Annotated in this window: 36 protein-coding genes; 19 read left to right on the forward strand and 17 right to left on the reverse strand. The window is 73.9% G+C overall.

What is annotated here, in order from left to right; genetic code table 11:
- Positions 1 to 20: 20 nt before the first annotated feature.
- A complete protein-coding gene (locus ACRB68_RS19035; RefSeq protein ID WP_153533975.1) occupies positions 21 to 1,160 on the forward strand; it encodes an FAD-dependent oxidoreductase in 1,140 nt (379 codons plus the stop codon).
- Here the strand turns inward: ACRB68_RS19035 and ACRB68_RS19040 are convergent.
- Genes ACRB68_RS19040 through ACRB68_RS19050 form a run of 3 tightly spaced genes read right to left on the reverse strand, consistent with a single transcriptional unit; the run spans position 1,141 to position 3,330 of the window.
- Positions 1,141 to 1,917, reverse strand: a complete 777-nt coding sequence (locus ACRB68_RS19040) for a DUF1963 domain-containing protein (RefSeq protein ID WP_153533977.1) — start codon at positions 1,915 to 1,917, stop codon at positions 1,141 to 1,143. The two genes, ACRB68_RS19035 and ACRB68_RS19040, sit on opposite strands and share 20 nt — an antisense overlap.
- Positions 1,883 to 2,719 (reverse strand): cytochrome P450 family protein, encoded by an 837-nt coding sequence (locus ACRB68_RS19045; protein WP_153533979.1) that lies wholly within the window; start codon positions 2,717 to 2,719, stop codon positions 1,883 to 1,885. The genes ACRB68_RS19040 and ACRB68_RS19045 overlap by 35 nt, the downstream gene beginning before the upstream one ends.
- Before the next feature lie 44 nt (positions 2,720 to 2,763).
- Entirely contained in the window at positions 2,764 to 3,330 is a 567-nt protein-coding gene (locus ACRB68_RS19050; protein WP_153533981.1) for a PadR family transcriptional regulator, read from the reverse strand.
- Positions 3,331 to 3,416: 86 nt separating this feature from the next.
- On the opposite strand from ACRB68_RS19050, the gene ACRB68_RS19055 reads away from it, so the two are divergent.
- Complete coding sequence (locus ACRB68_RS19055) at positions 3,417 to 4,595, forward strand: FAD-dependent monooxygenase (RefSeq protein ID WP_153533983.1); 1,179 nt, start codon at positions 3,417 to 3,419, stop codon at positions 4,593 to 4,595.
- 4 nt (positions 4,596 to 4,599) lie between these two features.
- Here the strand turns inward: ACRB68_RS19055 and ddaH are convergent, their stop codons facing one another.
- The 3 genes from ddaH to ACRB68_RS42080 form a co-directional block, all read right to left on the reverse strand.
- Positions 4,600 to 5,406 carry a dimethylargininase gene (ddaH, locus tag ACRB68_RS19060; protein ID WP_207709732.1) on the reverse strand — a complete coding sequence of 269 codons (807 nt, stop codon included), beginning with the start codon at positions 5,404 to 5,406 and terminating at the stop codon, positions 4,600 to 4,602.
- Between the two features lie 64 nt (positions 5,407 to 5,470).
- Positions 5,471 to 6,001 (reverse strand): hypothetical protein, encoded by a 531-nt coding sequence (locus ACRB68_RS41365; RefSeq protein ID WP_153533985.1) that lies wholly within the window; start codon positions 5,999 to 6,001, stop codon positions 5,471 to 5,473.
- A complete protein-coding gene (locus ACRB68_RS42080) occupies positions 5,998 to 6,129 on the reverse strand; it encodes a hypothetical protein (RefSeq protein WP_268890383.1) in 132 nt (43 codons plus the stop codon). The genes ACRB68_RS41365 and ACRB68_RS42080 overlap by 4 nt, the downstream gene beginning before the upstream one ends.
- Positions 6,130 to 6,263: 134 nt before the next feature.
- Between ACRB68_RS42080 and ACRB68_RS19070 the strand changes: the two genes are divergently transcribed.
- A complete protein-coding gene (locus tag ACRB68_RS19070; protein ID WP_153533987.1) occupies positions 6,264 to 6,629 on the forward strand; it encodes a hypothetical protein in 366 nt (121 codons plus the stop codon).
- A 55-nt stretch (positions 6,630 to 6,684) separates the two neighbouring features.
- Here ACRB68_RS19070 and ACRB68_RS19075 read toward each other — a convergent pair whose 3' ends face one another.
- Positions 6,685 to 7,239 carry a hypothetical protein gene (locus ACRB68_RS19075; RefSeq protein ID WP_194293365.1) on the reverse strand — a complete coding sequence of 185 codons (555 nt, stop codon included), beginning with the start codon at positions 7,237 to 7,239 and terminating at the stop codon, positions 6,685 to 6,687.
- 305 nt (positions 7,240 to 7,544) lie between these two features.
- Between ACRB68_RS19075 and ACRB68_RS19080 the strand changes: the two genes are divergently transcribed.
- Positions 7,545 to 8,483, forward strand: coding sequence for an XRE family transcriptional regulator (locus tag ACRB68_RS19080; protein WP_153533991.1), 939 nt, complete (start codon positions 7,545 to 7,547; stop codon positions 8,481 to 8,483).
- Here the strand turns inward: ACRB68_RS19080 and ACRB68_RS19085 are convergent.
- Genes ACRB68_RS19085 through ACRB68_RS19095 form a run of 3 tightly spaced genes read right to left on the reverse strand, consistent with a single transcriptional unit; the run spans position 8,480 to position 10,213 of the window.
- Complete coding sequence (locus tag ACRB68_RS19085; RefSeq protein ID WP_153533993.1) at positions 8,480 to 9,112, reverse strand: nucleoside/nucleotide kinase family protein; 633 nt, start codon at positions 9,110 to 9,112, stop codon at positions 8,480 to 8,482. The genes ACRB68_RS19080 and ACRB68_RS19085 overlap by 4 nt on opposite strands.
- Complete coding sequence (locus ACRB68_RS19090) at positions 9,112 to 9,765, reverse strand: hypothetical protein (protein ID WP_153533995.1); 654 nt, start codon at positions 9,763 to 9,765, stop codon at positions 9,112 to 9,114. The genes ACRB68_RS19085 and ACRB68_RS19090 overlap by 1 nt, the downstream gene beginning before the upstream one ends.
- A 4-nt stretch (positions 9,766 to 9,769) precedes the next feature.
- The gene (locus tag ACRB68_RS19095; protein ID WP_328594414.1) at positions 9,770 to 10,213 is read right to left on the reverse strand and encodes a MarR family transcriptional regulator; all 444 of its coding nucleotides are present in this window, start codon (positions 10,211 to 10,213) and stop codon (positions 9,770 to 9,772) included.
- 80 nt (positions 10,214 to 10,293) lie between these two features.
- Here ACRB68_RS19095 and ACRB68_RS19100 point away from each other — a divergent pair, with 80 nt between their 5' ends.
- Entirely contained in the window at positions 10,294 to 11,136 is an 843-nt protein-coding gene (locus ACRB68_RS19100; RefSeq protein ID WP_153533997.1) for an alpha/beta fold hydrolase, read from the forward strand.
- Here ACRB68_RS19100 and ACRB68_RS19105 read toward each other — a convergent pair.
- Positions 11,130 to 11,651 carry a pyridoxamine 5'-phosphate oxidase family protein gene (locus ACRB68_RS19105; protein ID WP_153533999.1) on the reverse strand — a complete coding sequence of 174 codons (522 nt, stop codon included), beginning with the start codon at positions 11,649 to 11,651 and terminating at the stop codon, positions 11,130 to 11,132. The genes ACRB68_RS19100 and ACRB68_RS19105 overlap by 7 nt on opposite strands.
- Positions 11,652 to 11,785: 134 nt before the next feature.
- On the opposite strand from ACRB68_RS19105, the gene ACRB68_RS19110 reads away from it, so the two are divergent.
- Entirely contained in the window at positions 11,786 to 12,325 is a 540-nt protein-coding gene (locus ACRB68_RS19110) for a sugar O-acetyltransferase (protein ID WP_153535130.1), read from the forward strand.
- Here the strand turns inward: ACRB68_RS19110 and ACRB68_RS19115 are convergent.
- Both ACRB68_RS19115 and ACRB68_RS19120 read right to left on the reverse strand, forming a co-directional pair.
- Entirely contained in the window at positions 12,322 to 12,960 is a 639-nt protein-coding gene (locus ACRB68_RS19115; RefSeq protein ID WP_153534001.1) for a response regulator transcription factor, read from the reverse strand. The genes ACRB68_RS19110 and ACRB68_RS19115 overlap by 4 nt on opposite strands.
- Positions 12,945 to 14,168 carry a sensor histidine kinase gene (locus ACRB68_RS19120; protein WP_153534003.1) on the reverse strand — a complete coding sequence of 408 codons (1,224 nt, stop codon included), beginning with the start codon at positions 14,166 to 14,168 and terminating at the stop codon, positions 12,945 to 12,947. The genes ACRB68_RS19115 and ACRB68_RS19120 overlap by 16 nt, the downstream gene beginning before the upstream one ends.
- A 272-nt stretch (positions 14,169 to 14,440) precedes the next feature.
- Here ACRB68_RS19120 and ACRB68_RS19125 point away from each other — a divergent pair, with 272 nt between their 5' ends.
- Together ACRB68_RS19125 and ACRB68_RS19130 are read left to right on the forward strand one after the other, a co-directional pair.
- A complete protein-coding gene (locus ACRB68_RS19125) occupies positions 14,441 to 15,001 on the forward strand; it encodes a TIGR03086 family metal-binding protein (protein ID WP_194293366.1) in 561 nt (186 codons plus the stop codon).
- A gap of 70 nt (positions 15,002 to 15,071) precedes the next feature.
- Positions 15,072 to 15,908: an SDR family oxidoreductase gene (locus ACRB68_RS19130; RefSeq protein WP_153534007.1), complete on the forward strand. Its 837-nt coding sequence runs from the start codon at positions 15,072 to 15,074 to the stop codon at positions 15,906 to 15,908.
- A 12-nt stretch (positions 15,909 to 15,920) separates the two neighbouring features.
- Here ACRB68_RS19130 and ACRB68_RS19135 read toward each other — a convergent pair whose 3' ends face one another.
- Complete coding sequence (locus ACRB68_RS19135) at positions 15,921 to 16,799, reverse strand: SDR family oxidoreductase (protein WP_153534009.1); 879 nt, start codon at positions 16,797 to 16,799, stop codon at positions 15,921 to 15,923.
- Positions 16,800 to 17,037: 238 nt separating this feature from the next.
- Here ACRB68_RS19135 and ACRB68_RS19140 point away from each other — a divergent pair, with 238 nt between their 5' ends.
- The 3 genes from ACRB68_RS19140 (at position 17,038) to ACRB68_RS19150 (ending at position 19,334) form a co-directional block, all read left to right on the forward strand.
- On the forward strand, positions 17,038 to 17,616 hold the full coding sequence (locus ACRB68_RS19140; RefSeq protein ID WP_153534011.1) for a suppressor of fused domain protein: 579 nt from the start codon (positions 17,038 to 17,040) through the stop codon (positions 17,614 to 17,616).
- A 203-nt stretch (positions 17,617 to 17,819) separates the two neighbouring features.
- Positions 17,820 to 18,542, forward strand: coding sequence for a dienelactone hydrolase family protein (locus tag ACRB68_RS19145; RefSeq protein WP_153534013.1), 723 nt, complete (start codon positions 17,820 to 17,822; stop codon positions 18,540 to 18,542).
- A 24-nt stretch (positions 18,543 to 18,566) separates the two neighbouring features.
- Positions 18,567 to 19,334: a DUF4184 family protein gene (locus ACRB68_RS19150; protein WP_153534015.1), complete on the forward strand. Its 768-nt coding sequence runs from the start codon at positions 18,567 to 18,569 to the stop codon at positions 19,332 to 19,334.
- Here ACRB68_RS19150 and ACRB68_RS19155 read toward each other — a convergent pair.
- Together ACRB68_RS19155 and ACRB68_RS19160 are read right to left on the reverse strand one after the other, a co-directional pair.
- A complete protein-coding gene (locus ACRB68_RS19155; protein ID WP_153534017.1) occupies positions 19,303 to 21,408 on the reverse strand; it encodes an Rv1355c family protein in 2,106 nt (701 codons plus the stop codon). The two genes, ACRB68_RS19150 and ACRB68_RS19155, sit on opposite strands and share 32 nt — an antisense overlap.
- Positions 21,405 to 22,082, reverse strand: coding sequence for a hypothetical protein (locus ACRB68_RS19160; RefSeq protein ID WP_153534019.1), 678 nt, complete (start codon positions 22,080 to 22,082; stop codon positions 21,405 to 21,407). Before ACRB68_RS19160 ends, ACRB68_RS19155 begins: the two co-directional genes overlap by 4 nt.
- Before the next feature lie 171 nt (positions 22,083 to 22,253).
- Here ACRB68_RS19160 and ACRB68_RS19165 point away from each other — a divergent pair, with 171 nt between their 5' ends.
- Together ACRB68_RS19165 and ACRB68_RS19170 are read left to right on the forward strand one after the other, a co-directional pair.
- A complete protein-coding gene (locus ACRB68_RS19165) occupies positions 22,254 to 22,826 on the forward strand; it encodes a DUF7691 family protein (protein WP_153534021.1) in 573 nt (190 codons plus the stop codon).
- Between the two features lie 63 nt (positions 22,827 to 22,889).
- Complete coding sequence (locus ACRB68_RS19170) at positions 22,890 to 23,549, forward strand: hemerythrin domain-containing protein (protein WP_235959440.1); 660 nt, start codon at positions 22,890 to 22,892, stop codon at positions 23,547 to 23,549.
- Here the strand turns inward: ACRB68_RS19170 and ACRB68_RS19175 are convergent.
- A complete protein-coding gene (locus ACRB68_RS19175) occupies positions 23,546 to 24,232 on the reverse strand; it encodes a LysR family substrate-binding domain-containing protein (RefSeq protein WP_328594415.1) in 687 nt (228 codons plus the stop codon). The two genes, ACRB68_RS19170 and ACRB68_RS19175, sit on opposite strands and share 4 nt — an antisense overlap.
- A gap of 55 nt (positions 24,233 to 24,287) precedes the next feature.
- Between ACRB68_RS19175 and ACRB68_RS19180 the strand changes: the two genes are divergently transcribed.
- From ACRB68_RS19180 to ACRB68_RS19205, 6 genes are all read left to right on the forward strand, one after another.
- On the forward strand, positions 24,288 to 24,671 hold the full coding sequence (locus tag ACRB68_RS19180; RefSeq protein WP_153534023.1) for a DUF5997 family protein: 384 nt from the start codon (positions 24,288 to 24,290) through the stop codon (positions 24,669 to 24,671).
- A 75-nt stretch (positions 24,672 to 24,746) separates the two neighbouring features.
- Positions 24,747 to 25,112, forward strand: a complete 366-nt coding sequence (locus tag ACRB68_RS19185) for a VOC family protein (RefSeq protein WP_207709733.1) — start codon at positions 24,747 to 24,749, stop codon at positions 25,110 to 25,112.
- The gene (locus tag ACRB68_RS19190) at positions 25,109 to 25,651 is read left to right on the forward strand and encodes a dihydrofolate reductase family protein (protein WP_153534027.1); all 543 of its coding nucleotides are present in this window, start codon (positions 25,109 to 25,111) and stop codon (positions 25,649 to 25,651) included. The genes ACRB68_RS19185 and ACRB68_RS19190 overlap by 4 nt, the downstream gene beginning before the upstream one ends.
- Before the next feature lie 51 nt (positions 25,652 to 25,702).
- Positions 25,703 to 26,053, forward strand: a complete 351-nt coding sequence (locus ACRB68_RS19195) for a hypothetical protein (protein ID WP_153534029.1) — start codon at positions 25,703 to 25,705, stop codon at positions 26,051 to 26,053.
- Positions 26,050 to 26,493: a MerR family transcriptional regulator gene (locus tag ACRB68_RS19200; RefSeq protein WP_153534031.1), complete on the forward strand. Its 444-nt coding sequence runs from the start codon at positions 26,050 to 26,052 to the stop codon at positions 26,491 to 26,493. The genes ACRB68_RS19195 and ACRB68_RS19200 overlap by 4 nt, the downstream gene beginning before the upstream one ends.
- Positions 26,490 to 26,750 (forward strand): hypothetical protein, encoded by a 261-nt coding sequence (locus ACRB68_RS19205; RefSeq protein WP_153534033.1) that lies wholly within the window; start codon positions 26,490 to 26,492, stop codon positions 26,748 to 26,750. The genes ACRB68_RS19200 and ACRB68_RS19205 overlap by 4 nt, the downstream gene beginning before the upstream one ends.
- Positions 26,751 to 26,982 lie beyond the last annotated feature (232 nt).

Genomic DNA, 26,982 nt, shown 5'->3' on the forward strand with positions numbered 1-26,982 from the left:
TACAAGAGGTAGGAGATAGCATGCGCGTGATCATCGCCGGGGCGGGGATCGCCGGGCTCGCCGCCGCCCGCGGCCTGCTGGCCGCCGGGCACGAGGTGACGGTGCTGGAGGAGGCGCCCGCACTGCGCACCGGCGGCGGCGCCGTCACCCTCTGGCACAACGGCGCGGCGGCGCTCGCCGCGCTCGGCGTGCGCGCGGACGGCCTCGGGCCGCCCCTCGGGGTGCTGCGGCTGCGCACCCCCGCCGGCGCCCGCGGCGCGGACATGGACGCCGGCCGCCTGTCGGCCCGGCTCGGCGTGGTGGCCCGGGGCGTCCGCCGCTCCCGGCTGCTCACCGCCCTGGCCGCGGACCTGCCGCCCGGCACCGTGGAGTTCGGCGCGCGCGTCACCGGCCTGCGCCCCCGCGGCGACGGCGTCCGCGTCGCCACCGCGGGCGGCGAGCGCACCGCGGACCTGCTCATCGGCGCCGACGGCGTCCGCTCCGCCGTCCGCGCCGCCCTGATCGGCGACGGCCCGGCCCGCCCCACCGGCCTGGCGTCGTGGCTGTGCCTGCGGCCCGCCCCCTTCGACCCCGGCGCCGACGGCCTGCAGATGCTCGCCCCCGACGGCGACTGCGGCTTCATCGGCGCGGGCGACGGCCTCCTGCAGTGGTGGTTCGACACCCCCTGGCCCGCCCCCGCCGGCAAGCCCCTCGACCTGCTGCGCCGCCGCTACGGGCACTGGGCCGCGCCCGTCCCGCAGATGCTCGACACCCTGACCGACGAGGACCTGGAGCCGTTCGCGCACACCCGGCACCGCGTCCCCCGCGTCTGGGGCCGGGGGCCGTGCTTCCTGGTCGGCGACGCCGCGCACGCGATGCCGCCGAGCTTCGCGCAGGGCATGAACCAGGCGCTGGAGGACGTCGCGGTCCTGCTGCGCCACCTGGCCCGCGACCCGCGGACGGCGCTGCGGGCCTACAGCCGCGACCGCCGGCGCCGCGCCGCGGCGGCGTCCCTCGTCGCGACGCGCTTCGTCTCCCAGACCGCGCCGGGGAACCTGCACCTGGGCGCGCCCGTCCTGCGCTCGATGTCCCTGGCCCCGGACCTGGTGACGACGGCCGCCTACGGCCTGCTCATCCGCGCGGTGAGCAACCACCTGGCCGTCACTGCTGGACGATCATGAGGGTGCGGGAGAGCCACGGCGCGGCCCGGTCGACCATGAAGTAGGCGTCGCCGAAGTCGCCCCACTGCCAGCTCTGCCGCTCCTGCGTGTCGATCATGCGCCCGTCGGAGGAGAGCTGGAGCAGGCACCACCAGTCGCCCTCCCAGCCCTCGCGCCGGGCCTCCAGGGCCGGGTCGTCGTGGACGGGCTGGACATGGCCGCCGACCTGGTGGTGCGGAGCGCCGTCGACCTTGTAGCGGTCGCCCCACTCGTCCAGCAGCTCGTACAGGCCGTCGCGCTCGTGCAGGTGCTCCATCCGCTCGTCCCAATAGGAGGGCAGTGTCAGCATGGGGGAGAAGCGGACGGGCTGCGGCAGGTAGGCGGTCGCCTGCGCGGGCGCCTCGACGACCTGTCCGGCGCCCGCCGCCAGGACGGCCCCCGCCTCGTCCAGGTCCGGATACGGGTACTCCCGGTACTCCTCGTAGGGCAGGTCCGGGTCGTAGTGGAAGAAGTTCAGCAGCCCCTCGCCGGGCAGCCCGAGCTCCGCCACGTCCAGCACGGCGAGCAGGGTGAGCGGCAGCCCACTGGCGTGCGGCCACGTCGTCCCCTCGGGCAGGACGGCCCCGCCCCCGAACCGGGACCGCCCGGCCTCCGCCGCGTCGCAGAAGTCGATCCGCAGAGCGGGCTCGGCCATCGCGAGCACCTCGGCGGCCGTCGCGGGATCGAGCCGCGCCGCGCACGCCTCAGCCAGCTTGTCGCGTTCCACACCGATCGTCATGACCGCCCACGATATTGCGCCCGCGCCCCTGAGCGATCACCAGTCGGGCGGGGACCCGCAGGGGGCCATCGGGGCCGTAGGCGACGTCGAGGACGGGGCGGTCCGCGAGGGCTTCGGCGGCTCCGGCCGCCAGGGCCAGGGCGATCTCCTCGCCCGGGCAGGGGCGCCGGCCCGCGCCGAACGGCAGGCCCGCCGCCGCCAGGTCCAGCACGACGCGCGTGCCGTCCGGGGTGAGCCGGGCGGTGGCCCGGACCGGCGGGTCCAGCCGGAGCGCCTCCTCCGGCGTCGTGCGCAGGACGAGGCAGGCGGCGATCAGGCCGGCGGTCGCCTCGCACGCCTGGACGAGCAGGCAGCCGAGCGTGGCCGTCCGGGCGCCGAGCAGGCGTTCCAGTTCCGGTACGGCGTCGTCGGCCGCTGCGGTGGCGGCGGGAGGCGCGCCCGGCGGGTAGGCGGGCGCGATCACCGCGACCAGCCCGGCGACCTCGGCGCTCCGCCCGGCGGGCACGCCGAGCGCCTCGGCCAGCACCGCGACCGGCACCGTGCGCAGCGCGGGCATGAGGTCGGTGTGGCCGGGCGCCGCCGCCAGCCGCGCGCGGACGGCCGCGCGCAGCGCCCCGGTGTCGACGGGCCGCAGCGCCCGCACCGCCTCGTCCCGCCGCGCCGCGTGCCGGTCGCCGTTGCTGAACCGGCTGACCGAGCGGCGGAACTGCGCCATCGGTCCGCCGCCGTCCGGTTCGGGGACCGTCAGCCGTGCATCGGACAGGGCCGCGAGCACTTCGGTGCGAACAGGCGATTGCGTCATGGCTTCGACGCTAGGGCGATGTCACTTCCATGCCCGGCGAAGTGTCACTGGGCCGGCTCCCAGGTGAGGCGGCCCGCGTCGATGTCGTCGATGACCGAGCGCAGCCACCGCTCCTCGGCGTCCCGGACGACCCGCAGGTACTCCGACTCCAGCAGGGAGACGCGGGGCAGGTCGCCGGCGGGCGGGACGTCCGGCTCCGTCCGGGTGCGGGCGAGGTGGTCCGCGCGGCGTTCCAGGGCGGCGCGGGCCTCGGCCGGCGAGATCATCAGCAGCAGCGACAGCGCGGCGGGGAACTCGGGGAACTCCTGTTTCGGCTCGGCCAGCATCCGGTCGAGCCAGTCGCGGGCGGTGCGCCGGCCCTCGGCGGTGAGCTCGTAGACCGTCCGCTCGGGATAGGCCTGGTCGCGCTCGGTCTCGCGGACCCGGATCAGGCCCGCGGCGGTCAGCCGGTCGATCGTCCGGTAGAGGCCGGCGCGCTGGCCGACGTTGACGACCTGGTCCTTGCCCCACTGCTTGAGCAGCCGCTGCATGCCGTAGGGGTGCAGCGGCTTGTAGTGCAGCAGCGACAGCACGGTGAGGGCGAGCGGGGAACTGCGCGTGGGGTCGGCCATGCGCACAGACTAGCCACGGAACTACTAGTTGACGTGAAACTAGTTTCAGTGTGACTATGAAGTTATCGACACCGATGGGAGCGGACATGAGCGCAGCACCTACCAGCACGGTGAAAACGGCCCTGGTCATCGGCGGCGGCATCGCCGGCCCCGTGACGGCACTGGCCCTGGCGAAGGCGGGCATCGCCGCGACCGTGTACGAGCGCCACGCCGAGGCGGCCGGCGGCGTCGGCGCGATGCTCAGCATCGCGCCGAACGGCATCGCCGCCCTCGGCGTCATCGGCGCCGACAAGGCCGTCGAGGCGGTCGGCCAGCCGGTGCCCGGCGTGGTGATGGCGGACGCGACCGGCCGCCGGCTGGCCGACTTCCACGGCTTCCCCGGCCTGCCCGCCACCCGCGCCATGGCGCGCGCCGACCTGTTCCGCGCGCTGGCCGGCCACGCGGTCGCCGAAGGCGTCCCGATCGAGTACGGCAAGCGGTTCACCGGTGCCGAGGAGACCCCCGGCGGCGTCACCGCGCACTTCGCGGACGGCTCCACCGCCTCCGCCGACATCCTCGTCGGCGCGGACGGCATCCGCTCGACCGTCCGCGCCCTCATCGACCCGGACGCGCCCGCCCCCGCCTACGGCGGCGTGCTGAGCTTCGGCGGCATCGTCCCCGGCGACGGGGTGCCGGCCGAGGAGGGGATGATGCACTTCGCGTTCGGCCGCGCCTTCATGGGCCACTGGGCGCTGCCCGACGGCCGGATCGTCTGGTTCGGCAGCCTGCCCGCCGAGTCCCCGCTGACGGCCGCGCAGGTCCGCGCCGTTCCCGCCGCCGACTGGCTCGCGCGGCTGCGCGGCCTGTACGCCGGGCACGTGCCGGGCGAGGAGCTGCTCGCCCGCACCCGTCCCGAGGACCTGATGGCGGTCGGCCCGATGGAGGCGATGCCGGACGTCCCGCGCTGGCACCGCGGCCGGATGGTGCTGGTCGGGGACGCGGTGCACGCCCCCTCGTCCAGCTCCGGGCAGGGCGCGTCCCTGGCGATCGAGAGCGCCGTGGAGCTGGCCCGCTGCCTGCGCGACCTGCCGGCCGCCGGGGCGGCCTTCGCCGCCTACGAGCGGCTGCGCCGCCCCCGCGTCGCGATGATCGCCGGGGACGCGGCCGCCAAGAACAAGGCCAAGGCCGGCCAGTCCGGCGGCAAGCCCGCGATGCCCGCCCCGGAGCAGATGTTCGCGCCCGTCCACCGGTACCGCATCGACTGGGAGCAGGCCGTCACGGCGTGACGGCTCAGGCGGCCGGCTCCCACTCGTACATCTCCAGCGTGCAGCACTTGGGCCCGCCGCCGCCCTGCTGCAGCTCGGGCAGGTCGACCGGGACGGGCTCGAAGCCGCGCCGCTCGATCTCCGCCGCCAGGTGCCGCGCCGACCCGTGCATGACCACGTGCCGCCCGTCGGAGAAGGCGTTCAGGCCGAGCTCGTCCGCGTCGTGGTCGTCGGCGATGATCGCGTCGGGGAAGTACCGCTCCAGCAGGCGCCGGCTGTCGGCGGAGAACGCCTCGGGGTAGTAGGCGATGGTGTTCCCGTCCAGGACGCACAGCGCCGTGTCCAGGTGGTAGAACTTCGCGTGCACCAGCTGCAGGCCGAGGACGGGCCGCCCGAGGAACTGCCCGGCCTCGAAGTGGGCCGCGGCGTCGGTGCGGAACCCGGTGCCCGCCAGCAGGAACCGGTCGGTGAGCAGGAAATCGCCCTCGCCCTCGCTGGTCGCCTCGGAGACCCGCACCCGGTAGCCCGCGTCCTGGAACCACGCCGCGTGCGCCGGCCCCTCCCCGGCGCGCTCCTCGCTGTGCGGCCGGGCGACGAACGCGCGCCGCCCGACCACGACCGCGCCGTTGGCGGCGAACACCATCTGGGTGAGGCCCGGGAGCGGCTCGATCAGCTCGACCTCGTGCCCGAGCCGCTCGTAGACGCCGCGCAGCTCCGTCCACTCGCGCAGCGCGGCGTCGCGGTCGGTCGTGGGGTTCTCGGGCGTCCAGGGGTTGTCGTCGGTGATCTCGTAGTGGCGCGGCGCGCACATCAGCAGCCGGCGCTTGCCCATGATGTTCCCTTTCGTTGCCTTTGCGCCCTGCATCTGCCCGGGGCGCCCCAGGGAAAACGGCGCGCTAGCCGTGGCGCCGGCGGCGGACGGCGTAGGCCGCCGTCACCGCCGCCAGCAGCGGGCCCCACGCGACCAGCGGCAGGTAGCACGCGTAGAGGATCACGGCCTTGGCGCCGTGCGGCAGCTCGGGATCGGTGTTGTCGAAGCCGAAGACCAGCGGCGTCCAGATCGTGATCAGCGCGACCGAGCCGAGCGCGGCCGGGACGATCGCCGCGAGCGGGCGGACCGGCCTGCCGCGCAGGAACGGCACCCAGCGCGGCCAGGTCTCGCCCCACGGCCGGACGAGCCCGAGGCCGAGGAACGCCACCGCCTCCGACACCGCCGTCAGCGTGATCACGTAGGGCAGCACGAACCACGGGCCGTTCGCGGGGTCCTGGGAGCCGGTGAAGCCGGCCGGCAGGCCCAGCCCGAACAGGATGCGCCAGATCCCCGACGGGATCGCGCACCACAGCGTGGCCTGCGCGGCCAGGTCGGCCCAGCGCGGCACCGGCCCCTTGGTCACCGGGCCGGCCGGCGCCTCGGTCACGGCGGTCATCGGACGCTCCCGGCGGCGCTCCGGGCGGCGGCGCCGGACTCGTCCGGCCCGGTGGCCAGCATCGCCCCGGCGATGAGCGCCGTGAGAAGGGCGACCACCATGAGCTTGGTCCGCAGCTTGCGGTTCATTGGATCCTCCCTGGTCCTAGGGGATCCACGATGTCCGCCGGACCGGCCCCGGCGGTTCCCCCGTACGGGCCGCCGTCCTCCCTCCCGAGGGGGAAACGACGCGTGAGCACGGTGGGCCGGGGAAGGCAGCGGATATGACCGTGACGAAATTCCAGGATCTTCCGCTGGCCGACCGGGACCGCGAATGGGACGGATCGGCCGCCGACAAACGCGTCCGGGACTGGGCCGACGCCGAGGACTCCCCGGACGCCGCCTACCGCGACGCGCACCTGTGGTACGACGGCGACAAGCCGGGCAACTTCGGCAGCTACAAGCTGCTGATCGCCGACGTGGTCGGCGGGAAGCTGACGGCGGTGCCGCGCGGGATCATGGCCGCGGGCGGCGTCGTCGACGGCGCCCGCGGCGGCGTGAAGATCCCTGAGGACGAGGTGCCCCGCGTCAAGGCCCACCTGGCCAGGTACTACGAGAAGATGGGCGACACCCCGCCCTGGGAGCGCTGACCCGCACGCCCGGGGGGCGTGGCCCGCGGCCGGCCGCGGGCCACGCGTCCGGCGGTCAGAGCCGGCTGGTCTCCCAGTACTTCCAGCCCTCCTGCTCGGTGGGGATGTTGCCGTAGAAGGCGTCCAGCAGGACGGTCTTGCAGGACCGCCGCACCGCCATCTTGTAGAACAGCACCCGGTAGCCGATCACCCGGTAGCGGATGTGCCCGTACTTGTTGCGAGAGATGTCGTGGGTGTACCAGTGGCCGACGGTCACGGTGTTCGACTTGGTCGCCGACTTGCTCACGTGGCCCTTCACCGTGGCCCACACCGCCCCGATGGACGCCTCGGCGCCCTTCTCCAGCGTGGCCGACTTCGTCCAGCTCCGGTCGATGCGGCCGGTGACGGTGCCGCCCTTGCCGTCGACGAAGGTGGTCCTCGGCACCCAGTAGCTGACCGCCTTCTTCCACTTGACCGTGTAGTAGGTCTCCTCCGGGCAGGAGCGCGCGGGCTTGCCGTGGGAGACGGACCTGCCCGCGGGGGCGGACGGGGCCGCCAGCGCCGGCGTGGCGGAGACGGTGAGGGCCGCCGCCGCGGCGACGCCCATTCCGATCGTGGTGAACCTGCTCAACATTCCTCCTGTGTCACGGGCGGGGATTTCGCCGGGCTTCTCTGGTGCGATTTCTCGATGGCGAACCGGAATGCCGCACAGCCGGGATGAGGGCCTCTCCGGGAGCGGCCGGCGACGCTTTCCGATGCGGCGCCAGGTCGATCGCAGTGAGCATTCAACCCCCCTGTGACCAGCCAGAACAGCACGAACGGGCGTTCGGAACGCACCCGAATGCAAGCGGCCGTCCTGATCAGGGATAACCCCGCGCGCGGCGGGCCGTTCCGTTCGCCCTGGACCTGCCGGGACCGTTCTGGGACACTCGCGCGATGACCGCCACTGAGCCCGGCAGGAACGCGCTGCTCCCCGCCGGGGTGACCTCGGAGGAACAGTTCGTGGTGGCCTTGAAGGGCCTGCGGGAACGCAGCGGGCTGACCTTCAAGGAGATCGAGCGGGCGACCTCCGCCGAGGGCGGGCTCGTCCTCCCGGCGTCCACCCTGGCCACCGCGCTCCAGCGCCGCACGGCGCCCCGCCGCGAGATGGTCGCCGCCCTGGTGCGCGTGTGCGGCGGAAGCCCCGGGGACGTCGCGGAATGGCTCGCGCTCCGCGAACGCCTGGTGCACGCGGTGAAGGACACCCCTGACGAGGTGGAGCAGCCCGGCGAACCCGCGGTGGAGGACGATGCGCGGACGCGCCGGGCGCCGGGCGGGCGCGTCGCGGGCGCCGTGGCCGTGGTCCTGTTCCTGTGCGGGGCCGCCGGTGCGGCCGGCCTGCGCTGGTCGTCAGGGGAGACGGGCGGGACGCCGCATGCGACCGGCGCGGCACCCGTCCCGGCGGCGCCCGCGCGCGTCCGCCCCGACGGGGACCTGCTCAAGATCGGTGGTTTCTGCCTGTCCGAGCACGAGGGCGACCAGACCGGGCGGATCTACCTGGCGGACTGCGCGCACAGCTTCCCGCCCCGCCGCCTCACCCCCTACGGCGACCTGTGGCGCGTCGCCACCGAGCACCCCCGGTTCGGCGCGGGCTGCATGGGGGTGGTCGACGGATCGGCCGCGCCTGGCACCGCCCTGTCGGACGACACCTGCGGCCGGATCCAGACCGACCGGTTCGTGCTCCGCGCCGCGCCGGGCGGCTACCGGCTCCTGCCCGAGAACGACGACCTGTGCGTGGGCGTCAAGGGGACCCCGCGCGCCGCCGCGCCGGTGCTGCAGCTGCCCTGCGACCAGCGTGCGCCGGGGCAGTCGATCACCGTCACCCGCAGGCCCTAGCCCGGGTCGACGACGAGCGCGGGATGGTCCGGGGCGTCCACCTTGATCGCGATGTCGGCCGTCCGCAGCGGCCGCACCTGCTCCTCATAGCGGGCGTAGGCGGGCAGCGTCCACCGCTCGCCGTCCGGCGTGCGGCGCGCCAGGGCGCCCGCCGACAGGTGCAGGTGGACGGCCAGGTCGAAGGGGAGCCCGCGGCCGAGGAGCAGCGCCCCGTCCAGCAGCAGGACGCCGCCGGGCGGCACGTCCCGGTAGGGCGCCCGGGTGGCGCGGTCGCGGGCGCTGTCCCACAGGGAGGGCAGCATCTTCCCGGTGCCGCCCGGCCCGAGCGGGGCGAGCACCTCCCGGACGAGGCCGCCGGTGTCGAGCCAGTGGTCGTAGTAGACGTCGGGATCATGGCGCCCGAACTCGTACCGCAGCGACGCCGGGCGCAGGAAGTCGCGCGCCGACACCCGCACGACGGCGCGGCCCCGCGCCCGCACCGGCTCGACCAGGGCGTCGGCGAGCGCCCCGGGCCTCGCGGCGGGCGGGCCGTCGACCGCGACCCGCAGCCACCCCTCGCGCGGCGCCGCGACCACCCGCTCGCACAGCTCCTCCACCACGAGCTCGGGCGATATCGGACGTAGACGCATCACTTCATCGTGCCCCACGACCGCCAGAAGTCGTGGGCCTCGAGTGCCGCGCCGAAGCCCTCGCCCTCCTCGACCGCGGCCCGCAGCAGCAGATCCCCGACGCCTTCGCCGCCCAGCCAGCGCCGCAGCGTCTCATCGTGCGGGGCGCCGAGCGCCGGCATGCACGTGATCAGCTCCGCGATGCGCCGGACGGTCCCCGGCGTCGCGCGCCGTTCCCATTCCCGCAGGTGGAAGCCCAGATCGCGGCCCAGGATGAGCACGGCCCGCACCGCCTCCTCCAACGGCATCGCCTGAGGGCACTCCAGCAGCCAGGCGTCGAAGAACCTCCGCAGCGCGGCCTGCTCGGGCTCCGGCCAGTCGTCGCCGATACGTCCCGCCAGCATCGGGAGGTCGGCCCATCGGCCCATCGCCAGCAGTTCCAGCATCCGGGGCAGGAAGTACTTGTACTCCTCGACGCCGCCCCACGTCCCCATGGCCTTGATCAGGTAGGGGAACAGGTCGGGTTCCGCCAGCTCCCGCAGGGGCGCGTTCCGTAGCGCGGCGACGTCCTCGGCGCGCAGGCAGTGCTCGCAGAAGTCCCCCTCACGGGGAGGCCGGTACGCCCCGAACGCCGAGTACAGCGTGGCGACCGCCTCCGCCAGTTCGCGGGTCATGCCGCTAGGACGCCTCGGTGCGGGCGGCCGACGGGGTGAGGTGGCGGGCCAGGACGTCCAGGGCGGCGGCGACCTCGCGGACCGCGGCCGGGTCGGCCAAGGCCGAGGCGAGGGCGTCGTCGATGGTGGTGGCGCGGACCTCGGCGACGCGGGCGGAGGGCCGCGCGGCGGGGCGGATGAGCCGGCGGCGCCGGTCGGCCGGGTCGGGCGCGGCCTCGACCGACCCGGTCTCCTCCAGCCGGGCGACGGCGGTGGAGACCTGGCTCTGCGGCAGGCCCGTCCGCGCCGCGATCTCGCCGACCGTCGTCCCGGGGTGGGCGACCAGGTCGCCGAGGACGACGAGCACCGCGCGGACCGGGCCCGGCGGGCCGGACTCCGGCCGGGGCATCGCCCGCTCGCCGATCTTCATGAGGGTGCGGCCCAGCAGGAACAGCTCGACTCCGTTCACGGGCCCTAAGGTACATCAAAGTAGATATATCTATTTCGATGGGTTAGGGTCGGGGCACCGCCCGGCAAAGGAGATCCACCATGACCACGGCCACCGCCGAAACCCTGTCCGTCCCCGGAGCCGTCCTCCACTTCCAGGTCGAGGGCAGCGGCCCCGTCCTGCTGCTCTCCCAGAGCGGCGAGGGGGACGCGGACCGCACCGTCGACCTCGTCCCGCACCTGGCCGGCGCCTTCACGGTCGTCACCTACGACCGCCGCGGCCTGTCGCGCAGCACGCTGGACGACCCCGCCCGCCCCGTCACCATGGCCGACCACGCCGACGACGTCGCGCGGCTGCTCGCCGAGGTCGGCGGCGGCCCGGCGCTGATGGCGGGCTTCAGCATGGGCGCCGCGATCGGCCTGCGGACCGTGGCCCGGCACCCCGGCGCGCTGCGCACGCTGATCGCGCACGAGCCCGTCGTGCCGGCCCTGCTCCCCGCGGCCGGCCGCGCCGAGCACGTGGCCGAACTGGCGGCCATCCAGGCCGCCCACGCCGCCGGCGGCCTGGCCGCGGCGTTCCCGGCGATCACCCGCCACCTCGGCATCGACCCCGCGCACGACGAGACCGAGGACGGCCTCACCCCGCAGCCGCTCACGCCCCGCCGGCAGGCCAACTTCGGGTTCTTCATCGGGACGGAGTTCACCGCCGTCATGACCGACGGCCTCGACCCGGCCGAGGCATTGCAGGCCGCCGCCCGGGCCGGGACGCGGATCGTCCCCGCGATCGGCCGGACGACCCGCCCCACCGTGCACACCTACCGCTGCGCACTGGCGCTGGCGGCGCGGCTCGGCACCGAGCCGGCCCTGTTCCCCGGCGGGCACAACGGGTGCACCGCGTTCCCCCGGGCGACGGCGCGGGTGCTGAAGGACGTCCTCGCTCAGTGAGCGAAGCGCCAGCGGGTCGCGCCGTGCGGCTCGGCGGTGGCGACGCCGACGGCGGTCCGGGCCGTGAAGCGGTAGAGGTGCCACGGCGGCGGTCCCGCGCTCGGCGCGCTGTAAGGGGCGGTCAGCGCGTCACCGGCCGCCTCGGCGGGCCAGCCGCCCGCGCTGTAGACGCCCGCGAGCCTCTCCACCGTCGCGGTGTCGGTGACCCTGGCCGCCTCGCCCTCCAGGACCAGGTCCAGGCCCCGCAACCGGATGGAGACCGTGCAGGCCGGGTTGGCCGCGAGGTCGCGCGACTTGCGGGTGCCGGGCCCGCTGGTGAAGTACAGCTCGCCGTCGACCCAGGCGGGGCCGATCCCGGCGGAGTGGGGGCGGCCGTCCGGCGAGGCCGTCCCGAGGAACACCGGGGTGTCCTCGGTCAGCTCCTTCTCCAGTCCGCCGAGGGCCCTGCTCCAGGGCAGCACATCGTTGTCGTAGCGGTCGAGGTTGGTGGTCTCGACGGGCTCGTGGTGGGTCATCTCGTCGCCTCCAGCGGTATCGCGGACGAAGATGGAGACCGCCGCGCGCCCGCGAACTCATCGGCGGACCCGGGCCTAGGCTCGTGTCCGTGACCGACTTCTTCCCAGGTGACACCCGCAGCAACCGGGAGCGCATGCTGGCCGGTGACCTCTACCTCGCGGACGACCCCGAGCTGGCCGCCGCCTCGAAACGCGCCATCGCCCTCGCCCACCGCTACGGCGAGATCTACGCCGCCGACCAGGACGCGGCCCGGTCTGTCCTGGAGGAGCTGCTCGGGTCGATCGCCCCCGACGCCCACATCCGGCCCCCGCTGTACGTCGACTATGGCACCCACATCACCGTGGGCGCGGGCACGTTCGCCAACTACGGGCTGACCGCGCTGGACGTCGCGCCCATCACGATCGGCGCCGACGTGCAGATCGGCCCGAACGTGCAGCTGCTCACCCCCACCCACCCGCTCGATCCCGAGCAGCGGCGCGCCAAGCTGGAGGCCGCCGAGCCGATCGTGATCGAGGACAACGTCTGGCTCGGCGGCGGCGCCATCGTGCTCGCGGGCGTCACCATCGGCGCCGACAGCGTCATCGGCGCCGGCGCCGTCGTCACCAGGGACGTCCCGCCGGGCGTCGTCGCCGTCGGCACCCCGGCCAAGGTGATCCGCCGCCTGAAGGGCTAGGACTCGTTCAGATAGGCGAGGACGGCGCGGACACGGCGGTTGGTGTCGTTGTCATCGACGATGCCGAGCTTGCCGAACAGCGAGGTCGTGTACTTGCTGACGGCGCTCTCGCTGAGGAACAGCCGGCGGCTGATGGCCTGGTTGGACAGCCCCTCGGCCATGAGGGCCAGCACCGAGTGCTCGCGCTCGGTGAGGTCGCCGAGCCGCCGGGTGCCGTTCAGCAGCCTGGCGATGACGGCCGGGTCCATGGCGGTCCCGCCGGCCGCGACGCGCTCCAGGGCGCCGACGAACTGGTCGGCGTCGAACACGCTCTCCTTGAGCAGGTAGCCGATGCCGCCGGAGCCGTCGGCCAGCAGCTCCCGCGCGTACAGCTGCTGGACGTGCTGGGACAGGATGAGGATCGGCAGGCCGGGCGTCTCGGCGCGCGCGGCGAGGGCGGCGCGCAGGCCCTCGTCGGTCTGGGTGGGCGGCATGCGGACGTCGATGACCGACACGTCGGGGCGCAGCGTCCGCAGCGCCTCCAGCGTCTCGGGACCGGTGGACGCCGTCGCCACCACCTGGTGCCCGTACGCCTCGATCAGGCGGACCATCCCGTCGCGCAGCAGGTAGAGGTCTTCGGCTACAAGGATGCGCATGGCACCGCCATCCTGGCACGGGTCGGGCCGCCCGGCGGACTGGTGATCTCCAGGGTGCCGTCGAAGACCGCGAGGCGCTCGCGCAGCCCGGCGAGCCCGCCGCCGTCGCGGTCGCCGGCGCCGCCCCGGCCGTCGTCCTGGACCTCCACGACGATGCCGGTCCCGTCCTGGGCGAGGGAGACGCGCGCCCGGGACGCCTGCGCGTGCCGGACCGCGTTGGTCAGCAGCTCCGCGACGCCGAAGTACAGGGCCGACTCGACGGGGGCGTCCAAGCACAGCCGGACCTCGGCGTCGACCGCCACGTCGAGCGGGAGGTCCAGGGCGAGCAGCCGCACCGCGTCCACCAGCCCCCGCTCGGTGAGGATCGGCGGGCTGATCCCCTGCACCAGGTCGCGCAGCTCGGCCAGCGAAGCGGCCGCACCGCCGCGCGCGTCCCGCAGCAGCGCCCTGGCCTGGCCGGGGTCGGTCTCCATCAGCTTCTCCGCGGTCGCCAGGGAGATCCCGAGCGCGACCAGCCGGGCCTGCGCGCCGTCGTGCAGATCGCGCTCGATGCGGCGGATCTCGGCGGCCTGCGCGACGGTCAGGCCGGCGCGCTGCGCGGCCAGCTCCGCCACCCGCCCCTCCATCGCCATCGCCGACGACGGGCGCAGGAACCGGACGGCCACTGGCTCGAGAAGCCGCCAGGCGAACGGCGCCGCGGCGACGGCCACGACCAGCCCGAGCAGCCCGATGCCCCGCACGGCGACGGCCATGACCACTCCGGCGACCGGAACGCACACCACAATCGGCGCGACCAGGACGAACCGCAGATCGCGCCAGTTGGCTGGATCGTTCCACCGGATCCGCCACTTCTGGTCCATGGCGGCGTCGCGGCGGGTGCGCTCGTAGGAGAAGCCGTTCCACCAGTACCCGGTGGACAACTGCACCAGCGGCCCGGGCTCCCGGTATCCGGCGGGGATGACGGTGCCAGTCCACCGCGCCACCAGGAACCGGACCGCCCGGCAGACCGGCCGGGACAACCCGAGCGTGCCCGCGCACACCAGCACGAACGGCCCCACCCACGACCATGGGTTGGCCGCGTTCCACCAGATCGCCCACGCCACGGCCACGGCCCACACGGCCGGGATCAGCAAGGTGACGCCCGCCACGACGCACGACCGTACGAACCCCACCCCGACACGCGCCGCCCAGGCCCCCGCTTGCCGCATGACTCTCCCTCTGCCGCTTTCGTCACCGCTCGACCGGTGCCCCTCAGCCTGCACCGGCCAGAGCCCTCCACCACCCGAATCCACCCGAAAGTAGGCCTGGCCCCACCCACCCGTACACCCAGGCCGACCGAACACTCCTCACCCGAAGCGTCACCGCCCGGTCGTCGACAGGCGCCCCACCAGAAACCTCCTTGACGGCTTGGCGCAGAGCGTGTGGCATGACCCCGAGCGGAGCCCTCCACTCACCCACCCGTGCCCCAAGGACAGCCGACATGGTGCCCGAAGGCTTCATCCGCGCACTGGACGGATTCGAGGCGGTCCTCGTGGCCGTCCCGCCGGACCGGTGGCTTTCCCCTTCTCCCTGCGAAGGCTGGTGTGCCGTCGACGTGGCGGGCCACGTCATCGCCGGCCTGCTGGTGGTCGAACACCGGGCCGCCGGCCGCCCGCTGCCGGAGGCCGACCCCGACTGGCGCGAGACCGCCGGCGAAGACCCGGCGGCCACCTGGCGGGCGGTACGCGCCAACATGACCGCCGCCCTGACCCCGGACGCCCTGTCCCGCCGGATCCGGCTCGGCTTCGGACAAGAGGTGGCTCTAAGCGAATGGCTGGAGCAGTATCCGCTGGAGTTGCTCGTCCACACCTGGGACCTGGGCCAGGCCACCGGCCAGAACGTCGACCTGGATCCGGACCTGCTGGGCCCCGCCCTGGAGACGGCCCGACGCTTCGCCCCCCAGGGCCGCGAAGCGGGGATGCTGGGCCCCGAACGCACCGTCCCGGACAACGCCGACGCCCAGTCCCGCCTCCTGGCCCTCTTCGGCCGGAGCGCGCAATAAGGACCCCGCCCTCCGCAAAGCGGCCCGGCTCTCAGCCAGGCGGCTGTAGCCGGTCCTCATACTGGTGGGCATGACCGATGGCGACGCGGCCGGGTATCCCGATTCCCGGCTTCCGTTACCGCTGAGCGGCCGGGTCGCGGTGGTGACCGGCGTCAGCCGGCGCGCAGGGATCGGATACGCGATCGCCCGCCGCCTGGCCTCAATGGGCGCGAGCCTCTTCCTGCACCATCACGTCCCCCATGACCGAGAGCAGCCCTGGGGGGCCGACCCCGCTGGAACGCAGGCCGTCGTGGACGGCGTCGCCCAAGCCCTGACCGACCCGCGGGCCATGCTCGCCCATCGCGGCCTCGATCTGGCCGATCCCGACGCACCGGAGCAGCTCATCGCGGCCGCGCGCGCCGAACTCGGGCACCTGGACATCCTGATCTGCAATCACGCCCGCAGCGGCGGGGACGGGGCGCTGGGCGACCTGGACGCCGCCATGCTCGACGCCCACTGGGCGGTCGACACCCGCTCGACCATCCTGCTCACCCAGGCTTTCGCGGCCCAGCACGACGGGCGCCCCGGCGGACGCGTCGTCTTCCTCACCTCCGGCCAGGACCTGGGGCCCATGCGCGGCGAAGTCGCCTACGCCGCCGCCAAAGGCGCCCTGTCCTCGATCACCCGCACTCTGGCCGACCACCTCGCGGACCAGGCGATCACTCTCAACACCGTCAATCCCGGCCCCGTCGACACCGGCTACGCCGCTCCTCAGGACCTGGAAGCCGTCCAGCACCGTTTCCCCGCCCGCCGCTGGGGAGAACCCGACGACCCCGCCCGTCTGATCGCCTGGCTGACCACCGACGACGCGGCCTGGATCACCGGGCAGATCATCAACACCGAAGGCGGCTTCCGCCGACATGATTGACGAGCCCTTGCGTCAGAAGTAGTGGCCCTCGTCCAGGTCCTCCAGGAGGCCGGGGCGGGTCGGCTGCCAGCCGAGCAGTTCGCGGGTCAGCGCGCTGGAGGCGGGCTGGTCGACCGACAGCAGCGGCCCCAGGAAGCCGAAGTCCTCGGCCGGTGCGGGCGACGTCTGCAGGTCGAGGTGGCGCCCGATGACCTCGGCGATGTCGCGGGTCGGCACGCCTTCGTCGGCGACCGCCTGCAGCACCGAGCCCGCCGGGGCGTGCTCCAGCGCGAGGCGGAACAGGTGCGCGGCATCCAGGACGTGCACCGCGGGCCAGCGGCTGCTCCCGTCGCCGACATAGCCGGAAACGTCCGCATCGCGCGCGATGCCGATCAGGCGGGCCAGGAAGCCGTGGGTGTCGCCTTCGCCATGGACCGACCGGGGCAGCCGCACCACGGACGGGCGGACGCCGCGCGCCGCCATGTCCAGAGCCGCCTTGGCGTTGGCGTCCCGGCCGGCCGCGGGCGAACCGGGCGGCGCCTCGTCGCGCTCGGTCGCCACCCGCCCCGGAAGCGCGGGTGTTCCGGCGGTCACGACCAGGGGCTTGCCGGACCCCTCCAGCGCGGCGCCCATCACGGCGATGGCGCGCGCATCGGTCTGGATCGCCTCCTCGAACCGCGCGAAGTCGTGAATGAACGCCAGATGGACGACCCCGTCGGAGTCGGCGGCCCCCTTGCGCAGGATGTCCGGGTCGTCCAGGCCGCCGCGCAGCACTTCGGCCCCTGCAGCGGCGATGGCGGCGGCCGAGGAATCCGACTTGGCCAGCCCGACGACCTGGTGCCCCGCCCCGATGAGCTCGGGCACGACAGCCGACCCGACCCACCCGGACGCACCCGTGACGAACACCCGCATGAACTGCTCCTTTGATGGCCCGACTCGAGCTAGGACTACCCGGACATGCCAGGAGTAAGGTCAAGCGACGGTGAGCTGCCCATCATGTTCACCGGGCCAAGGGCATTTACGCCCGCGTAGAACCGGCTCCCTACCGGTGAGCAGGGCGGCCGCTAGGCAGGAGTATCGACAACCTGATGTCGAAGATGGTCTTCGTCAGCCGCGCCACCCTGACGTTCACCGCAGTGGAAACACGCGCATGAGCGCCGAAGCACACAGGATCTTGCACAGCCATTTGGCAGCGCAGTTCGAGGGACATGAGATCGCATGCGTAAGCGGGGTGGCCGGGCCGATCGAACAGCGGATCCCCGGCTTCCGGGTCTTCCGCATCGGGCCCGGTCCTCGATTCCAAGGCTGGACCTATGTCACGTCCGGTTGCTGGCAGGTCACCGCGGCTGAACAGGACGGCCATGGGCTGGAATTCGTCTTGATGGCCGACCGGGACGACTGGCAGCACCTGGAATCGGTGACGATGAACGCCTACTACCACGCCGGTCCGCCGCGTCAGAGACTCGACCACGGACACGTGGTCCCCATCGGACGGCCCTGGTTCGACGATTCCGCCTGTGACCGCTACCTGGTCTCGCTGCCCTACCCGCTCGGCCCCGACTTCGAGTCCTGCTCCTGGAGCAATGGGCACATACGAATCCTGTGGCTGCTGCCGATCACTCTGGCCGAACGGGACCTGTGGCGCGAGCAGGGATTGGAAGCCTTGGAGTCCCGTTTCGATGAGGTGGGCATCGATTTCGCCAACCCGGACCGTCCTTCCGTCGCATAGCCGGAACGACTCGGGGCTAGGGTGGACGGCGATGACCACCGGGACGGCATTGCGCCATACACGGATCGGTGACCCGGTGCTCTGCTGAGCGCCGGACGGGCCGCCGCGGGCCCGCCGTCCGATCGAGGATCTCGCGCCGCCGCGCGGGCTCCGCCTCCATCGTGTCGATCACAGGCTCACCCATCGACACGACAGGAGAGAACATGCCCACCAAGACGGTGCAGATCCCCACCCCCGACGGCCAGGCCGACGCCTTCGCCGCCTTCCCCGACCACGGCGGGCCGCACCCCGGGGTGCTCATGTACGCGGACGGCTTCGGTCTCCGGCCCGTGCTGCGGGAGATGGCCCGGGAGCTGGCCGGGCACGGGTACTACGTGCTCGTCCCCAACTACTTCTACCGGCACGGGCCGGCGCCGGTGGTCGAGCTTCCCGGGTACATCGGGGAAGAGGCCCGGCCGGCGGTCTTCGCTCAGGTGATGCCCTTGATCGAGGCGCACACCACTGAGCGTGTCCTGAGCGACGCCGGCGCCTATCTGGAGTTCCTCGCCGCGCAGCCCGAGGTCGGCGCCGGGCCGGTCGCGGTGACCGGCTACTGCGTCGGCGGCCTTCTGGCGGTGCGCACCGCCGTGGCGAATCCCGGCCGGGTGGCCGCTGTCGCCGCTTTCCATGCCCCCGTAGGCGCCGCAGGGCCCGAGGGGCTGACCGCCCGGGCCCACTTCGGCCACGCCGAAAGCGACATCACGCCCGAGGCCCTCGCCGAGCTGAACCAGGTCCTGGACGCCACCGGTGTCGACCACACCTCCGAGATCTACCCCGGCACCGTGCACGGCTTCACCATGTCCGACACCGACGCGTTCAGCCCCGCCGCGCTGCGGCATCACTGGGACCGCCTGCTCGCGCTCCTCGACCAGGCTCTTGATCGTTAGGGGTGGTGCCGCCAGCATGGCCGGATGCCGTTCACGCTGAGCCATCCGGCCGCCGTCATCCCGCTCGCGCGCGGCCGCCTGGTGCCGTCGGCGCTGGTGGTCGGCTCGGTGGTCCCGGACGTGCCCTACTTCTTCGGGCTGGGCGGGCTGCGCGGCGCGACGCATGTGCCGTGGGGGATGGTCACCGTCGATCTCGGCCTCGGGCTCGGGCTTTTCGCCGCCTTTCACCTGCTCTGGAAGCGGCCCCTGCTCGCGCTCACCCCGGCCTGGGCGCACGCGCGCCTGGCCGGGCCCGCGGCCGGGTTCCGGCGACCGATGCTCCCGTGGGTGGTGCCGTCGATCCTCGTCGGCACCGGGACGCACCTGTTCTGGGACGCGTTCACGCACCAGCGCCACAGTTTCGCCGGCGCGCTGCCGTGGCTGGTCACGACGTCGTGGGGAGGGCTCGCGCTCAACCGCTGGCTGCAGTACGCGAGCGGGGTGATCGGCGCGGTGGTCGTGGTGGGGTGGCTGGTCCGGTGGGCGCGGTCGGCGCCCGCCGTGGCGGTCCCGTCCGGACGCCTGCCGGGCCGGGCGGCGTGGGCCGTGGCGGGCTGGCTGACGGCCGCCACGGGTGCAGGCGTGCTGCTCGGCGCGATCACCTTGATCAATCAGCAGGACGTGCCGCGCACGTTCCACATGACGCTCGCGAGCGCCGTCGAGGGCGGTATCGCCGCTTTCGCCCTGGCGCTGAGCATGTACGGGCTCGCGTGGACGGCCCTCAGCCCGGCCGGCGAGCGCTCCGGACGGTAGGAGGCGCGGCGTACCCCAGGCGCAGGATCAGCGCGACGGCCTCGCCGGCGGGCGCTCCGAGCAGCTCCAGCAGCCGTTCGCGCAGGTCGAAGGCCCCGTCCTCGAAGCCGGGGACCACGGCGAGCTCCTCGCGCGTCCGGGCGTACAGGAAGACCGGCGACGTCGGCTGGACGGCCAGGCCGCGGCGGTCGGCCTCGATCCAGGCGCGCTGCACGGCCGCGCCGCCCCGCGCGTATCCGGCGAGGCCGGCGTCGGCCGCGTCGAAGGTGACGGCGAGGAGCGCCCCGGCGGAGCGGACGCGGTCCAGGGAGTACTCGCCGAGCGCGGCACCGCCGCCGAAGGCGCGGACGCGGGCCATCACGTCGGGCCGGCCGCCGATGTCGAGCTTGGCCAGCTCGTCGGGGGCGGGCTCCAGGGTGCGCAGGTCGAGCCCGGTGCTCAGGTCGTCGCCCGGCCGGCGCAGCTCGGCGAACATCTCGGCGTGCAGGGCGGGCGTGAGGTAGCGGATGCGGTCGGAGACGGCCAGCAGGACCGCCGCGGCCTCCAGGTCGTCCCGGGCGGTGATCGCACGGATCGTCCCGCCTTCCAGGGCGGCCGCCTCGGCGAGGGCCTCCAGGACGGCGGGGTCGAGCGGGGTCCCGTCGCCCAGGCGGCGGTTGGTGTGCCGGGTCGTCACACCCGGCAGGTCGCGGGCCAGCCCGGGATCGGCATCGGTGCCCCACCGCAGGGTCGCGGTCAGCGCGCCCGGCCCCTCGCGCAGTTCGGTGGCGCCGAGGACGCCGCGCGCGGCGGCGGCGACCCGCGCGTTGTAGAGGGCGGCGCCGACGGCCACGGCGCTGCCCCGGTAGCCGATGTCCATGCCGCTGGTCGCCGCCGGGTCCAGTTCGATCCGGAGCCGCTCGGCGTCGGCGGTGATCGTCCACGGCTGGACGTTCCCACCGGACGGCGCCAGGCCCGCGCAGACGGCGACGGCCTCGGCGGCGGGGAGCGCGGCCAGGTCCGCGACCGTGGGGAACCGGGGCGGGGCGACCCCGCTCCAGTCCGGGTCCGCGGCGGCGGCGGGCGGGGCGAGGGCGTCCAGGCTCTCCTGGATGTCGACGCGGGTCCGCCCCGACGGCAGCGGCAGCCCGAGCCCGATGCGGCGCACCGCCGCCGCGACGGTGGCGCCGCCGAGCTGGACGTCGCCGCCCAGCTGCGGCCAGCTCGGCAGGGTCCGGTCGATCTCCACCAGGCTCGCGGCGAAGTCGGCCGACATGCCGTGCGCGTCGAGGATCCGGATGACGTACGGCGCCTTGTCGCGGGTCGGCAACCCGGCCAGCTCGGCGCGGCCCGCGCCGTTCAGCATCCCGTGGAAGGGCGGCCGGCCGGGCTCCAGGTCGTAGCGCTCCACGTCGAGCAGGCCGCGGTCGCTGGTCTCCATCAGCAGCGGCACCCGGTGGCGGCCCGCGGCCTCCCGGACTGCCAGCTTGATGTCGAGCGAGTCGCACTCCTCGACGACGACCGACAGCCCGGCGAAGAAGTCGTCGACCACCTCGTCGGTGACGCCCATCGGGTAGACGGTCACCGGCAGGTAGGGGTCGAGTTCGGCGATCCGCCGCGCGGTGATGACGGCCTTGTTCACGCCGAGGTCGAACAGCGAGGCGGGGATGCGGTTGAGGTTCGCCAGCTCCAGGGTGTCGAAGTCGGCCAGGCGCAGCTCGGCGCAGACCCCTTCCAGCGCGAGGGTGTGCGCGATGGCGTGCCCGACGCTCTGGCCGACGACGCCGATCCTCAACGCGGCGAGCCGGTCCTGCTCCTCGCGGGTCAGCTTGTTGCGGTTGCGGTCCAGGCGGACCAGGCGCATCGTGCGCGGACCCGGCAGCGCGACGAGCCGGTTCCGCCACGGGTAGTAGACCCAGCGGTCGTCCTCGGGGCCCTCGCCGGTCTCCGGCGAGCCGAGCAGTTCCGCCAGCTCGGCCCTGATGGGGGCGCGCAGGTCCTGGACCCCGACGCCGGGACGCGCGCGCAGCCCGTCGAGCGCGGCGGCGTCCCGGGCGGGGTCCAGGATCAGGGGCCGGTGGTCGTGCTCGGTCATCTGCTGCCTCTCAGCTGGGTGAGCTCGTCGTCGATCAGCGCCTTCTGCGCGGCCACGGCTCCCCGGTGGTCGTGGGCGTCCCACCAGAGCGGGACGGTGCGGTAGCGGGGGTCGGGGTAGGCGACGGGAGCGACGTCCGCGGCGACGGTGGCGCCCACGTCGAGGTAGCGGCCGAGCGCGTGCGCGGAGGCGGTGAGCAGGGTGTAGCGGACGCCGTGCAGCCACGCCGCGTGGGCCGCGCCGCGGGCGACGGCCGCGCCGAGCCCGGCGTGGCGGGCGCGGCGGTCCACCCAGACCGCCTTGGCCTCCACGATCCCGTGGGGGAGGCGCCGGGCGAGCGCGTCGCGGAAGGCGTCCTCGCCGGGGCGGCCGGTCCAGGCGCGCAGCGCGTGCACGTCGGCGAGGCGGGCGTAGGGGGCGAGGATCCGCAGGCCGGCGACCGCCTCGCCGCCTGGGTCCAGGGCGACGATGAACCGGGACGTGGTCCGGCCGTCGCATACACGGGGGAGTTCGAGCGCGGACTCGACCCCGAAGTGCCGGTAGGTCTCCAGCGCGCCGCGCAGGAACCCCTCCCACAGCCACGGCTGCTCCGCGGGGGCCGCGACCCGGAACACAAGGCCCGACACCGCGTCCCGGAACGACGCCTCGGTCCCGGCGCGGAGGGGCATGCCCAACGACGGCTCCTTGTTGCGCGGACATTGCACGACAGCCGGTGACCTTAGCGGCCTGTGATGAAATTCCAGTGATATCCCCGTGTCGAGGTGCCGATCACCGCGCCGGACGCGCCGATCCTGACGGACCGTCCCGCTAGCCTGCTTCATGATCGTCGCGACGGAGGGACCCCCATGGGCTACGGGATCATGCCTTACTCGGTGAACATCAACGTGCTGCGCGAGCCGCACGCCCACGCGTCCGAACCCGACGTCTTCCTGGAGTGGATCCAGGGCCAGTACTGCGAGGGCGGCGAGTTCGACCCCACTCCGGAGTCGATGCGGGAGCTGTTCTACAACGAGCCGTTCACCGGTGAAGGCCACATCTACGGCTACACCCTCAAGGCGCTCTGCGAGGTCTTCGGCGGCCCCCTGGACAACGGCCACTGGTACCCGTTCGGTTCGGAATGGCCCGGCACGGTGCAGGCCGCGCTGACCGGAGTCGGCGTGCAGTTCGACCCGAACGACCTGATGTACTCCGGTTCGCCGGTGCCGCTCCCGCGCATCGACGACTTCCCGCTCATCGGTTACGTGGAGCGCAAGGAGGCGCTGCGGCTGGCCGCGGAACTGGACGCCGCCGACCTGTCGGCGATCGAGGACCGCAGCGTCGCCGGGGCGGTCACGGAACTGCACGGCTGGCTGAAGCGGTGCAACGACAAGCCCGGCGACGAGTACGCGTCCTACGACCTGGTCTGCTTCTACCACTGACCCGGCGGCGCTCTCCAAGCCGCGGCCAAGCCGACTCCAAGAGGCCGGGCGCAGCCTTGGGGCATGACAACGACGCAGACCCACACCGCCCGCCCGTTCACCCACTCCATGGTCGTCATCCACCGCGGCCTCCGCCGCGAGTCGCGGCTGCTGCCCGCGCTGGTCACCGCGGCCCGGCCCGGCGACCTCCCGCGCGCCCGCGCGCTCGCCGCGCACCTGTCGGACTACCTGCTCGGCCTGCACAACCACCACACCGGCGAGGACGAGCTGATCTGGCCGCTGCTGCTGTCCCGGGTCGACCTGGACGCCGAGATCGTGCTGCGGATGGAGGAGCAGCACGAGCGGGTCGCCGCGACCATCGAGCGGGTGCGCGCCCTGCTCGGCCCCTGGACGCTCACGGCGGACGAGGCCGCCCGCGACGCCCTGGCCGCCGCGCTCACCGAGCACCGCGCCGTCCTGGCCGAGCACCTGGACGACGAGGAGGACAACCTGCTCCCGCTGGCCGGCCGCCACCTCACCGAGGCCGAATGGAACGCCCAGGGCGACCACTTCGTCCGGCACACGCCCAAGAACAAGATCTTCACGCTCCTCGGCGTCGTCCTGGAGGACGCGACCCCCGAGGAGCGCGCCGACTTCCTCGCCGCCCTCCCCGCTCCGGCCCGCGTGTACTGGCGCCTCTACGGCGCCCGCCACCACGCCGCCCGGATGAAGAAGCTGCGCTAACCCCGGCGGCGCGGCGGCTGGCGACGGCGCTTGGGAGCGGAGGGTTTCTGCTGGGGCTTCTTACGGGCGGGCTGCTGCTGAGGGGCGCGGCCACGGGAGCTGTTGGCGGTGCGGCCGCGGACGATGCCGATCAGCTCTTCCATGAGGTCGCTCGTCTCGCCTCCGGGCCAGGCCAGGCCGATCTGGGACTGGGGGGCGTCGGTCACGGTGCGGTAGGTGAGGTCCTTGCGGTGGTGGAGGCGGGCCAGGGACTGGGGGAGCAGCAGGACACCGGCCCCCGTCGCCACCAGCTCGACCGCCTCGGCCGTGCTCCCGGGCCGGGTGAAGGCGGGCTCCCCGGGGCGGATGTCCCAGGTCAGGACGTCGTCGAGCGGCTCGAACACGTCCTCGTCGGCGAGATCGGCGAGCTCCAGTTCCTCCACCGCGGCCACCGCGTGGTCCTTCGGCACCACCACCACGGTCGCCTCCAGGTACAGCGGGATCACCTGGAGGGCCTCGCGGTCGACGGGCAGGCGCACGAACCCCGCCTCCGCACCGCCGTCCCGCAGCAGGGGGACGATGTCGGCGGCCGGCGCCGGGACCAGCCGGAGCGGCACCTCCCGCACCCGCTCGGCCCACACCCCGGCCCATTTCCCGGGCGTCACCCCCGGCGCATAGGCCAGCCGGAACTCACCATTGGTCACCTCATCACCCTAAGGTCCGTTCGGACAGCTCCCACCGCTGGCTACCCTTGGGGGTATGAGCACGTCCAGGGCGAAGTCCCCGCAGACCATGAAGCCCGTGACTGCGGCCAAGAAGCTGGGGATCCTGCTGTCGGCGGCGCCCGCCGAGTTCCAGGAGGGCACCGTCTCCCGGGACGAGCTGAACGCGCTCCAGGCCGACCCGCCCGCCTGGCTCGCCGAGCTGCGCCGCGAGGGCCCCCACCCCCGCCAGGTCATCGCCGCCAAGCTCCGCGTCTCCGCCTCGGGCCTGGCCCGCGCGGGCATCACGGGCCCCCTCACCACCGCCGAGATCGAGGCGCTGAAGGCCGAGAACCCCGAGTGGCTGCAGCGCGAGCGCGCCAGCCTGGCCGAGGTCCGCCGCGAGGAACTGCGCCTCAAGGAGCAGCGCGACAAGTCCTGACCTCGGACTCTCGGCCGTTCCCCGATGAGTTTCGGTCACCGGCGCGGTCGGTCCCCTCGAAGGGGAGTGGTCCGAGTGGATCTGTACAGCATCATGCCGGTGCGCGACCGCACCAAGGCGCGGGAGTGGTTCGGGGTGTTCTTCGGACGGCCGGCGGACGAGGTCATCGGCGCGGAGCACCTGTGGCAGGTCGGGGAGAACGCCTGGATCGTCGTCGATGACCGGGAGGTACGCGCCGGGCGGGTCGGCATGGCCATGGTCACGCTCGGCGTGACCGGCCTCGACACCATCCTGGAGCGGCTGGCCGCGCACGGCATCGGCCACGAACCCGTGGAGACCTACAGCAACGGCGTGCGGCACGTCGTCGTGCTGGACCCGGACGGGAACAGCCTGTCGCTCGCCGAACCGCCGGCCGTCAGCATCCGTGGAGAAGACGCATGAGCGACGTGGGTTTCGGCACCGGCAAAGTGGTCGTGAACCGGGCGATGTCGCTGGACGGCTTCATCGCCGGCCCTGACCACGCGATGGACTGGATCGGCGAGTACCTGACCCCGGCCGATGTCCCGGAGGTCATGGCGGCCACGGGCGCCATGCTCATCGGCCGGGGCACGTACGAGGTCGCCAGGCGCATGGAGCCCCAGGACAACACCTACGACGGGGGAGCGCGGTTCGTCCTCACGCACGAGCCTCCCGCCGACCCGGCCCCTGCCTTCACCTTCCTCACCTGCGGACTCGAGGAGGCCGTTGCCACGGCGCGCGGCGCCGCGGACGGCAAGAACCTGGAGATCCTCGGGGCCGACGTGGCCGCCCAGTGCCTGCGGCACGGGCTCGTCGACGAGATCCTGGTGTACGTCCTGCCGCTGCTCCTGGGCGACGGCGTCCGCTTCTCGCCCCCGGGCCTCGGCAGGATCGACCTGGAACCTTTCAGCAGCACCCGGTCGGGCGCCGTCACGACGCTCCGCTTCCGCGTGCGGAAGTAGGCGCGGCCAGGGCTTGCATCCGGTACCGAGGTACAGGCTTACCGTCGGGACATGGAGCAGACACAGGCGGGCCAGGGCTGGGCGCCGCAGGCGTGCACGCTGCCGACGGCCGAGCGGCCGTTGCGGGAGGCGGAGTTCGACGCGCTGTTCGCCGACGCCGTCACCGAAGTGCGCCAGGTGGCGCCCGGACGGGTGCGGTTGCGGTTGCGGGCCGAGCCGCAGGTGGCCGGCCGCGCGGCCGAGCTGGCGGCGCGTGAGACGGGATGCTGCTCGTTCTTCACCTTCACCCTGACCGCCGCAGGCGGCGAGCTGATGCTGGAGATCGACGCCGCCGACGAGCACGCCGGGGTGGTGGCGGCCCTGGCCGAGCGCGCCCGCAAGGCCGTCGGAGGCCGGGCATGACCGCGCAGCCGGGGCTGCGGAGCGGGCAGGTCGCGGCGGCGGCCGGGGTGAACCCGCAGACGCTGCGCTACTACGAGCGGCGCGGCCTGCTGGCCGAGCCGGAGCGGTCGCCGGGCGGGCACCGGCTCTACCCGGCCGGGGCGGTGACGCTGCTGCGGGTGATCAAGACCGCGCAGCGGCTGGGGTTCACCCTGGAGGAGGTCGCCGACCTGCTGGAGGCCGGGACGCACCGGCACCGGCGGCCCGACGCCGGGCTTCAGGAGCGCGCCCGGGTCAAGCTGGCCGAGGTCGAGCGGCGCATGGCCGACCTGGAGGTCGTCCGCACCACGCTGCGGCAGGCCATCGACGCCGGCTGCGACGACCTGCTGACGTGCGCGGACCAGCCGTGCTGCCCGCTGCCGTTCGCCGAACTCGCCGATTCCGAGGAGCAGCCACGATGAAGAGGACCGGACCCGGGCTGGGCATCCTGGCGGCGGCGGCGTGCGCGGCCTGCTGCGCGCTGCCGGTGCTGACCGCCGCCGGGGTGCTGAGCGGCGGGACGGCGGTGCTGCTGGCCGACGGCCTGCCACTCGCGGCGGCGCTGGCGGCCGTGGCCGCTTTCGCCTGGGCCGCGTACCGCAAGCGCCGCGGCTGCGGCGGGTCGTGCGCGGGCACCGAGGACGTGAGCGGGTGCAAGTGTTCGGCCACCCGCGCCTGACCGGCGCGACCAGGCCCCCAGAGACCCTCCGTCCTCTGATCACGCTCGCGCTCGGCGGGCGGGACGGCCGTTGGGCCCGGGCGTTGGCGGTGAGTTCGCCCGGAGAGCTCGGCCCGCCGCATGATGCGGGTCGCGTCGGGTGCGGGCGCGAGGACGGATCAGCGGGGTTCCTGGTGCCGCAGGCAACGATCAGGCTGCGCGGCGCCAAGGTCGCCGAGCCCGAACGCGAGGC

Origin of the sequence: Actinomadura macrotermitis (assembly GCF_009604375.1) — a bacterium.
GTDB classification, from domain to species: domain Bacteria; phylum Actinomycetota; class Actinomycetes; order Streptosporangiales; family Streptosporangiaceae; genus Spirillospora; species Spirillospora macrotermitis.